This window comes from Dietzia sp. E1 (assembly GCF_014145015.1).
Taxonomy (GTDB): domain Bacteria; phylum Actinomycetota; class Actinomycetes; order Mycobacteriales; family Mycobacteriaceae; genus Dietzia; species Dietzia cinnamea_A.
The window spans coordinates 1-9,021 of record NZ_JAALDU010000122.1 but is presented as its reverse complement, the minus strand read 5'-3'; the positions used below and the strand labels follow the sequence as shown (position 1 = coordinate 9,021).

At 71.1% G+C, this 9,021-nt stretch carries 7 protein-coding genes, 2 tRNA genes and 3 pseudogenes; 4 read left to right on the top strand and 8 right to left on the bottom strand.

Annotated elements, in window-relative coordinates; genetic code table 11:
- Together G6030_RS05215 and G6030_RS05210 are read right to left on the bottom strand one after the other, a co-directional pair.
- Positions 1–488 (bottom strand): annotated as a pseudogene (locus G6030_RS05215) (hypothetical protein); the annotation flags it as partial.
- Entirely contained in the window at positions 488–1,402 is a 915-nt protein-coding gene (locus G6030_RS05210) for an ABC transporter ATP-binding protein (RefSeq protein ID WP_182642420.1), read from the bottom strand. The gene G6030_RS05210 and the pseudogene G6030_RS05215, both read right to left, overlap by 1 nt.
- Positions 1,403–1,461: 59 nt before the next feature.
- On the opposite strand from G6030_RS05210, the gene G6030_RS05205 reads away from it, so the two are divergent.
- Positions 1,462–2,571, top strand: coding sequence for an alpha/beta hydrolase (locus G6030_RS05205; protein WP_347238586.1), 1,110 nt, complete (start codon positions 1,462–1,464; stop codon positions 2,569–2,571).
- Positions 2,572–2,598: 27 nt separating this feature from the next.
- Here the strand turns inward: G6030_RS05205 and G6030_RS05200 are convergent, their stop codons facing one another.
- The gene (locus tag G6030_RS05200; protein ID WP_182642419.1) at positions 2,599–3,501 is read right to left on the bottom strand and encodes a siderophore-interacting protein; all 903 of its coding nucleotides are present in this window, start codon (positions 3,499–3,501) and stop codon (positions 2,599–2,601) included.
- Positions 3,502–3,676: 175 nt separating this feature from the next.
- Between G6030_RS05200 and G6030_RS16840 the strand changes: the two are divergent.
- Positions 3,677–3,814 (top strand): annotated as a pseudogene (locus G6030_RS16840) (helix-turn-helix domain-containing protein); the annotation flags it as partial.
- A 23-nt stretch (positions 3,815–3,837) separates the two neighbouring features.
- On the opposite strand, the gene G6030_RS05190 reads toward G6030_RS16840, so the two are convergent.
- Together G6030_RS05190 and G6030_RS05185 are read right to left on the bottom strand one after the other, a co-directional pair.
- Positions 3,838–3,911 (bottom strand) — tRNA-Ile (locus tag G6030_RS05190).
- 50 nt (positions 3,912–3,961) lie between these two features.
- The gene (locus G6030_RS05185; RefSeq protein ID WP_241724175.1) at positions 3,962–5,368 is read right to left on the bottom strand and encodes a carboxylesterase family protein; all 1,407 of its coding nucleotides are present in this window, start codon (positions 5,366–5,368) and stop codon (positions 3,962–3,964) included.
- A 168-nt stretch (positions 5,369–5,536) separates the two neighbouring features.
- Here G6030_RS05185 and G6030_RS05180 point away from each other — a divergent pair, with 168 nt between their 5' ends.
- Together G6030_RS05180 and G6030_RS05175 are read left to right on the top strand one after the other, a co-directional pair.
- Positions 5,537–6,628, top strand: coding sequence for a type I restriction enzyme HsdR N-terminal domain-containing protein (locus G6030_RS05180; protein ID WP_347238585.1), 1,092 nt, complete (start codon positions 5,537–5,539; stop codon positions 6,626–6,628).
- Between the two features lie 25 nt (positions 6,629–6,653).
- Positions 6,654–7,076 (top strand): nuclear transport factor 2 family protein, encoded by a 423-nt coding sequence (locus tag G6030_RS05175; RefSeq protein WP_182642417.1) that lies wholly within the window; start codon positions 6,654–6,656, stop codon positions 7,074–7,076.
- A 20-nt stretch (positions 7,077–7,096) separates the two neighbouring features.
- Here the strand turns inward: G6030_RS05175 and G6030_RS05170 are convergent, their stop codons facing one another.
- The 3 genes and pseudogenes from G6030_RS05170 to G6030_RS05160 all read right to left on the bottom strand — a co-directional run.
- Complete coding sequence (locus G6030_RS05170) at positions 7,097–8,083, bottom strand: diaminopimelate dehydrogenase (protein WP_182642416.1); 987 nt, start codon at positions 8,081–8,083, stop codon at positions 7,097–7,099.
- 130 nt (positions 8,084–8,213) lie between these two features.
- A tRNA-Asn gene (locus tag G6030_RS05165) sits at positions 8,214–8,286 on the bottom strand.
- Positions 8,287–8,368: 82 nt separating this feature from the next.
- Positions 8,369–9,021, bottom strand: a pseudogene (locus tag G6030_RS05160) (DNA primase); the annotation flags it as partial.

Sequence of the window (9,021 nt, the reverse complement as noted above, 5' to 3'; positions counted from 1 at the left end):
GCGCCGCCGCGGTCCACGTCGAGCGCCAGCGTCGCGGCCCAGAGGCCGGCGCCCAGTGCGAGGAAGACCCCGGCGACGACGACGAGGGCCGCCGCCACCGGGGCGAGCCGGCCGACCCCGCCCGCGACGAGGAGTTCGGATCGTCCGGACTCCTCCTCCCGCCGGGTGGAGCGCGCGGTCAGGGCGATCGCCATGAGCGGGACCCCGAAGCCGACGAGGAACGAGTACTCGTTCATCACCACTCCGCCCGGGGTGTCGAGGCCGGCCACCCGACCTGTGAGCATGACCATCGTCTCGCCGACGGAGGCGCTGTACGCGGCGAGCTCCTCCGGGGTGTCGTAGAGCGTGGCGATGGACAGTCCGGTGGCGAGGAACAGTGTGACGGCCCCGACGACCCAGGCGACCATCGCCGGCCAGCCGGTCCGGAGCGCGATCCGGCTGAGCAGGCCGGTACCGGCCAGGCGTGCGCCGGCGAGGGGTGCGCTCATCACCGGGCTCCGGAGTAGGCGCTGAGGAACAGGTCGTCGAGGCTGGGCGGGGTCGCGGTGAGGGTGTGGACGCCGGCGGCGTGGAGGATGCCGGTGACCTCCCCGAGCGCGGGCGCCGGGACGTGGCAGCGGATGTCGAACCGGCCGTCGCCGGCGTCGCCGATCCGCAAGTCGTCGACGCCGCTCACACGCTCGAGCGCCCGCGGGTCGGTGTCGGTGACGGCGTGGACCTCGGTCGTGGTGTGGCGCCGCAGATCGGCCAGCGTGCCCGAGCTGACGGTCCGCCCGTCGCGGATGATGCTCACGCGGTCGGCGAGCGCCTCGACCTCCCCCATGATGTGACTGGACAGCAGCACGGTCGCACCCGCGTCGACGGCCTCGCGCACGCAGTCCTGGAAGACCCGCTCCATGAGCGGGTCCAGGCCGGAGGTGGGTTCGTCCAGCACGAGCAGGTCGGCACCGGAGGCCAGCGCGGCGATGAGCGAGACCTTCTGCCGGTTGCCCTTCGAGTAGTCGCGGGTGCGCCTGGTGGGGTCGAGGCGGAACCGCTCGACGAGCTCGTCGCGCCGGGCCGGCTGGAGCCCGCCCAGCGACCGGCCCACCAGGTCGATGCACTGGCCGCCCGTGAGCCGCGGCCACAGCGTGACCTCGCCGGGGACGTAGGCGACCCGCGAGCGCAGCCGGACGGCGTCGCGCCACGGGTCGGCGCCGAACACGGTCGCGGTGCCGGAGTCCGCGCGCACGAGCCCCAGCAGGACGCGGATGGTGGTGGACTTGCCGGCGCCGTTGGGACCGAGGAACCCGTGGATCTCACCACGGCGGACCTCCAGGTCCAGCCCGTCGAGGGCCCGCACTCCCCCGAACGTCTTGACCAGCGCCTCGACCCGGATGACGTCGTCGTCTTCTGAACGCATGACCAGCTCCTTCGACCAATCACCATCGATCATCCCGCGTTCCACGTCACAATGTGGCCATGCGCCCCGCACTGTCACCCTCTGGAATGTCCGGCCACCGTGCCTTCACGCCGTCGCTCGGCGACCGACTGACCAAAGCCGTCATGACGGCCGCCGGATATCTGCCCGGCCCCCTGCTGCGCCCAGTGGCAGGTGCTCCCCGGCGCGTCGACGGACAGGTCCTCGACCCGCACTTCCAGGCCGGGCTCCGGGTCATCTCGCTCATGTCCGAGGGGGAATACCAGGACCTCACCCTCGAGCGGGCGCGCTCCGTCGTCGAGAGGTCGGCCTACACCGTCTCGGGGAAGAAGCTCGACCTCGCCGTCGTCACCGACATCGTCCTCCCGCTCGGCGGTGACGATCCCGACCGCGTCGACCTGCCCGCACGCCTGTACTCGCCCGTCGACGGCGACGAGGCGCTGCCGGTCCTGGTGTACTTCCACGGCGGCGGGTGGGTGCTCGGCAGCATCGACTCGCACGACGCGACGTGCCGCTACATCGCCGACACCGGCCGCCTCAAGGTCCTCAGCGTGGACTACCGGATGGCGCCCGAGTTCCTCTTCCCCACCGCCGCCGAGGACGCCCTGGCCGCGTTCCGGTACGTCCGCGACCACGCCGCCGAACTCGGCGTGGACCCGCAGCGCATCGCGGTGGGCGGCGACAGCGCGGGCGGCAACCTCGCCGCGGTGGTGTGCCAGCAGACCCGCGACGCGGGCGAGAGGACCCCGGACTTCCAGCTGCTGTTCGTCCCGGCGACGAACATGTCCGCCCGGACCCGCTCCTACGAACTGTTCGGCGAGGGGTACTTCCTCACCCGCGGCAACATGGACTGGTACGAGCGCACCTACATCCGCTCGGACGACGACCGGCTCGATCCCCGCGCGTCTCCCCTGCTGGCCACGGACTTCTCGGGGCTGCCGCCCGCGCACGTCGCCACGGGCGGGTTCGATCCGCTGCGCGACGAGGGCGAGGCGTACGCCCGCCGGATGGCCGAGGCCGGGGTGCCGGTATCGCTGCGGCGCCACCCCACGCTGGTCCACCCGTTCGTCAACGCGGTGGGCGCGACCCCTCTCGCCAGGGCGGCGCTGTCCGAGGCGGTGGGCGCGATGAGGATGGCTCTGGCCTACTGACCTCGGCGCGCCGCCGTCGCCTCGCCGTCAGTCGTGGTGCTCGGCGTGCGCGTCGTGCTCGCGGTGCTCGCCGTCGGCGTGACCCTCGTCCTCGTGGTCCACCTTCACCGCGCCACGCTTCCAGTAGCCGGTGACGAGGGACGCCACGCCCCGTTGCTTGGCCCAACGTCGCAGAGGTGCGATGTCCCCCGCCTCACCGGCGGCGAACAGGAACACCCGGGTGGGGTCATGGTCGACGACGTCGAGGGCGGCGACGGTCTCCGCGAGCCGTGAGCCACCGGTCCGCGGGAGCCACTCCACGCTGACCCCGTCGCGTCGACGCAGCGGGTACGCCGTCTCGGCGCGATCGTCGTGGTCCACCAGCACCCGGACCGACACCCCTCGCTCCTCGATCCAGTCGCCCTCGTCGAGCCACCGGCCGAGCGCGGGCAGAGCCGTGGTGTCGATCGCGAACATGTAGTGGTCGTAGGTGTGGGCGAACGCCAATGAACCGGGTGGCCCGGCCAGCACCACCTCGTCACCCGGCTGCACACCCATCGCCCAATCGGAGGCCAGCCCTCCCGGATGCAGGACGATGTCGAGATCGACCTCCCGTGCGGCGGGATCGTGCCGTCGGATCGTGTACTTGCGCATCGGGGGCAGAGGGTGCGTCCAGTCCAGCATCTGCCGGTCGGCGTTGAACACCGGATCGTTACGGGTGCCGTCCTCCAGCGGGAACACCACACCGAGGTGGTCGTCGCAGGCGTACGAGTGCAACCGTTCGATCCCGGGCCCGGCGAGGGTCAGCCGCAGCATGCGGGGGGTGAGCCGGGTCCGTCGGATCACCGTGGCGGGACGGACGCCGACCGGGTAGGGCACTCGGACGGTACCGCGGCCGTCACTCTGGTGGGCGCGGACCCGCGGACCGGGGTTCGCACGGTCGCCACTCACCGGACCTCCTCGGCGATTGAGCTGACCGACGCGGAGTCGAGGGCGTCCAGTGTCATGAGATCTCCCTTCGTGCGGTCGAGAGATCGACCTGCGATGACTGGGGCGGCGGCGGCCCGAAGAATCAGGGACGCCGCCGGCCGGACGGGGGCCGCCTCGACCGCCACTCAAGGTAGTCGTGCCTTCTCGTGAGCGGGTATCGCGCGCCGCGGCGGCCTACCTCCACGACCGGTCGGTCACCGAGACGGCGCACCTGGTCGGCTACGCGAGCCCCTCCGCGTTCGTCGCCGCGTTCACCAGGGAGTACGGGCAGACGCCGGGGGAGTTCTCCGGCGGCGGTGGGGCCAGCGGGGCTCGAACCCGCGACCAGCGGATTATGAGTCCGCGGCTCTAACCAACTGAGCTATAGCCCCTCGCGTGACGGGCGTCTCGCCCACACGCGCGGCGCAATCGTAGCAAGGCGTCAGATGGAGCCCTCCGGCCACCAGACCTCACGGACGTCCGCCAGGCCGTCGTCCACGACCGCGGGCGGCTCGTCCCACACCTGCACCCGCCGCGTGGGCGCCTCGTACGCCGGCGAACCGGGGTCGCCGGAGCGGACGAAGCTCACCCACGAGCCGTGCATGGCCGCGACCAGGTCCGTCGGAACGGGAGCGTCGAGGAACGCGCGCACGTTCGCGGCCTCGGGAACGGACCAGAAGAAGGGCAGGTCCGCGCAGTGCACCGCGCCGCGGCCCGCCGCCCACCGGAAGTCGTACACCCACGTCGGGCCGCCCGCCGCGATCCGGGTCTCGGCGGCTCGCACGACCGTCGAGTGGATGGTCGCCGCGTCGACGACCGCCCCCACCGCTCGACGCAGAGACCGTCCTGAGGACTGGCGGGCCAACGCGCGCAGACCCGTCGTGGGCAGCTCCTGCGAACGCAGGATCATCGCCGCTCCCGGCACCAGCGCGGGGCCCGGGAGCGCGCGGACGAGTCCCTCGAACTCCGTGGCCGTGGAACCGATGAGCAGCGGCAGCCCGAGCCCCGGCCCCTCCCCGATCCCCTCGAGCGGCGGCACGGGTACGGTCTCGTCGCCGATGGTCGGCCGGAACGGCATGAGGAACGGATTGTCTCTGCGGAGCCGGCGGTGGAACTCGTCGACCGCGCCCCGGCCGCCCGCAGCCAACTCGGCGGCCGTCGCGCCCTTGGGGGCCTGCGCGGCCGGCGACCGCAACACCGCCGGCGACGAGGCGATCCCGCGGTGGAACAGCCCGGTCGCCACCGGCGAGGCCAGCAGGCACAGCACGGCACCGCCGCCCGCCGACTGGCCCGACACCGTGACCTGTCCGGGGTCACCGCCGAAGGCCGCGATCTCGTCGCGGACCCACTCCAGCGCCATGATCCAGTCGCGCACCCCGCGGTTGTCCGGAGCGTCGGGGAACGATGTGAACCCCTCGACGCCCAGCCGGTAGCCCACGGACACCACGACGATTCCCGCCCGGGCGAACGCGGTCCCGTCGAACCACGGTTGATGCGACGACCCCGATTCCCACCCGCCGCCGTGGATCCACACCAGGACCGGGTGCCCGGCGCCCTCGGGAGGCGCCCACACGTCCACGTGCAGGATGTCCGTGCCCGCGACGATCGGCTCGGGGATCGCCGGATCCGGGTCGAAGCGCAGGCGCTGCGCGGTGGCCGCCGGACGCGTGGCGTCACGGACCCCGGTCCAGGGGCTCTGCCTGACGGGGGCCGCGAAGCGCAGATCGCCGACCGGGTCCTCGGCGTACGGGATGCCGTAGAAGCGGACCACGTCCCCCAGGTCGGTCCCGCGGACGCGGCCGGTGGACAGCGTGACCTCGACGGCGCTCTGGGCTGCGGGACGACTCATGGCGTCAGGGTAGCGATCCGGTTCGGGCGCTTCGCCGAGACGCGGGTGCGCGGGCTCGTGTCGCGACGGACCGATTCGGAATCCGTGGATTCGTCGATGCTCCGCCCACATCGGTGGAACCCTCTTAAGTTAGTCCCGATCACACCGCCCCGACGCTGGGAGGCCCCCGTGCCGACAATCGAAGAATCAGTTCGCCATCTCGCGGCCAAGGTCCGAGACCTCAAGACGCACATCTCCACCGAGGAGGCCACGAAGACCGCGTTCATCGCCCCGTTCATCCAGGACGTCCTGGGATATGACATCTTCGATCCCCGCGAGGTCATTCCCGAGTACGTGGCGGATGTCGGGCGGAAGAAGGGCGAGAAGGTCGACTACGCGATCAAGGACGGCGACGACTTCCGGTTCCTGATCGAGTGCAAGACCGTGGGGTCTCCTCTGAGCCTCGACCACGCCACCCAGCTCGTGAGGTACTTCAACGTCACGGACACCGAGTTCGCGATCCTGACGAACGGCGAGGTGTACCACTTCTACGCCCAGCTCGACGCCGCGAACCGAATGGACGAGAAACCGTTCATGACCCTGGACCTCACCGACATCGACGCGCGGATCTTCCCCCATCTCGAGAAGTGCACCAAGGGCAAGTTCGACGCCGAGACCATCGTCGCCTCCGCGGAGCAGTTGAAGTACGTCGCCGAGGTCCGCAAGGTCATGGCGGCGGAGTTCAAGGAACCGTCGGATGAGTGGGTGCGCTACTTCGCCAGTCGCGTGACCAGCAAGAGGTTGACCGCGCAGGTGCTCGAGTTCTTCCGCGACATCGTGGCCACCGCGGGCTCCCAGTTCGTCCGCGACGAGGCGAACCGCCGACTCCGCACTGCCCAGGATCTGGACGAAGAGCCGACAGTGGACATCACCGCGCCCGCGGCCGCGCAACCCGCGGACCCCGACACGACCGCAGCCGACGACGGCATCGACACGACACCGGAGGAGACCGAGGCGTACCAGATCATCCGGGCGATAGCCCGGCAGCGGGTCCCGGCGTCGAGAGTGACGATGCGCGACGCGAAGACGTATTGCGCGATCCTCTTCGACGACAACAACCGTAAGCCGATCGCGAGACTGCGTTTCAATTCGTCCAACTGGAAAATCGGCGTCTTCGACGCGGAGCGCCAGGAGGTCCAGATCCCCATCTCCGACCTGGACGAGATCTACGACCACGCCGATGCGATTCTCGCCCGCATCTCCGCTATGGCGGAGGAGTAGAGCCACCTGATGCGAGGATCCGTACATGACCACCGACAGGGAGCAGATCATCGAGCGGCTCGCGGACGTCGCGAGCGCACTGGACACGCGCGACTGGGACCGGCTGGGGGCGCTGTTCACCCGGTCCGCGACGGGCTACGGCGCGACCGGTAGGGAGGCGATCGTCGAGCGGGTGCGGGACCACCTCGGGGGCTGCGGTCCGTCACAACACCTGCTGGGCAACCACCGCGTCGAGCTCGACCCCGGACCGCGCCCGGACCGCGCCCGGAGCCGCACCTACGCGCGGGTCCTGCACCTGGGCGCCGGGGAACTCGCGGGTCTGACGTACGAGTGCTTCGGCGAGTACACCGACGAGTGGACGCGCACGGACGACGGCTGGCGGATCACCTCTCGGTGGTTCGAGGTGAGCTTCGACATCGGCGACGCCCGCGTCCTCCGGCGCGACTGATCCCGTCGACGCCCCCGGCGCTACAGGTACCCGGCCCGCAACTGCTCGGGGGTCTTCGGCGAGAGCAGGCCGGGGGCCACGTCGAAGACCGTGTGGGCGCCGACCTGCCCGGCGGCGTGGAGCCGGTACACCGCCCGGGCGTACGCCACCAGGACCCCGGCCGTGAACTCCGGGTTGCTCCCGAGGGTGAGCCGGTACTCGATGCCCTGCGTGTTGCCCTCACCGGAGACCCCCGACCGGATGACGAACCCGCCGTGCGGCATCGCCCGGTGGTCGCGCGCGAGCTCCTCGGCGGTGATGAAGGTGACGGAGGTGTCGTAGTCCACGAAGTAGTCCGGCATCGTCACGATCGCCTCGCGGACCGAGTCGGGGTCGGCCCCCTCTTCGAGGACGACGAAGCACTCGCGCACATGCTTCTCACGCGTGGTCAACGCGGGCCGACCACCGGCGCGGACCGCCGCGATCGCGGCCTCGCTCGGCACCGTGTACTGCACTGCGCCCGCCACCCCGGGCACCCGACGCACGGCGTCGGAATGCCCCTGGCTCAGGCCGCGGCCCCAGAAGGTGTACGTGTCCCCCTCCGGCAACAGGGCCTCCCCCATCACCCGGTTGATCGAGTACATGCCGGGATCCCAGCCGGCGGAGATCAACGCGGTGGTGCCCGCCGCGCGCGCGGGCGCGTCCACGGCCGCGAAGTGCTCGGGGATGCGGGCGTGCGTGTCGAAGCTGTCGACGATGTTGAACCGGGCCGCGAGCTGCGGCGACTGCACCGGCAGATCCGACCTGGAACCGCCGCACAGGATGAGCACATCGACCTCGGCCGCGCCCGACGCCAGGTCGTCGAAGGCGAAGACCGGAGTCCGCGGGTCGAGGGTCCGGACGTCCTCCGGTGCGCGGCGGGTGTACACCCCCACCAGCGTCATGTCGGGGTTCTGCGTGAGCGCGGACTCCACGCCGCGCCCGAGGTTGCCGTAGCCTGCGATTCCGATCCGGATCGTGGGGGCCATGCGCTGTTCACTCCTGAGGTGGTTCGGACCGGTGCTCACCGAGACCGCCCGGTGCGGGAGAACACGCACCGCGGACACCGGGCTACAGAAACAGGCCGGGAACACGGAGTTCCCGGCCTGTTCGGTGAAGCTCCCCCAATTGGACTCGAACCAATAACCCTTCGATTAACAGTCGAATGCTCTGCCAATTGAGCTATGGGGGATTGCTACCGGCCTTCCGGCTGCTGTGCCGGATACCGAGAAACCACCTTAGTGCGGACCACGCCGAGGAACCAAATCGGCAGGTCAGGCGATGTCCGGTGTGGCACCGACCGCCTGCTCCAGCAGGCCGCGCCGGTACTCCTCCAGTGCCACGAGATCACCGAAGAGCGCCGAGTACCCCTCCGGGTCCTCCGCCGGGCTCATCCGCTGCACCTTGGACTTGAGGTCGGCGATCTGCCCCGACACCCACACCTCCTGTAGACGCGCGAGCACCCCGGAGATGTACCGCGGCAACGCCTCCTCCGACACGCGCAACGTCTCCACCGCGAGCACCCCGACCAGACGACGCAGACCCTCGTCCTCCAGCCCCTGCGACACCTCGGCCACCCAGTTGACGCCGCTCTTGCCGGCCGCACAGCCCCCGGCCCGAGACAGCGCCTCCGCGATCGCCGCGTACGCCGGGTGGGTGTAGCACTCGTCCGGCAGCGAGTCGAACAACGGGCCCGCCAGGCCCGGGTACTGCAGGGCCGCCTTCACCGCCTCGCGTTGGGGCCACAGCACCGGATCACCGGGGGCGGGAATCGGCACGCCTCTCGGCACCTCCGGAGTCCGCGGGGCGTCGCCGCCGCCGACCTCGTCGTCGTCGTACCCCCCTCGACCACGACCCGCGCCACCACGCTCGGCCGCGTCCCATCCCGGGCGGGCTCCCCCACCCGGTCCGCCCGGCCCGCGCCGGC

Coding starts and splice junctions, on each gene's coding strand:
- G6030_RS05205 (WP_347238586.1), top strand. CDS start 1,462: ATGCGCCCCGCACTGTCACCCTCTGGAATGTCCGGCCACCGTGCCTTC.
- G6030_RS05210 (WP_182642420.1), bottom strand. CDS start 1,402: ATGCGTTCAGAAGACGACGACGTCATCCGGGTCGAGGCGCTGGTCAAG.
- G6030_RS05185 (WP_241724175.1), bottom strand. CDS start 5,368: ATGAGTCGTCCCGCAGCCCAGAGCGCCGTCGAGGTCACGCTGTCCACC.
- G6030_RS05175 (WP_182642417.1), top strand. CDS start 6,654: ATGACCACCGACAGGGAGCAGATCATCGAGCGGCTCGCGGACGTCGCG.
- G6030_RS05170 (WP_182642416.1), bottom strand. CDS start 8,083: ATGGCCCCCACGATCCGGATCGGAATCGCAGGCTACGGCAACCTCGGG.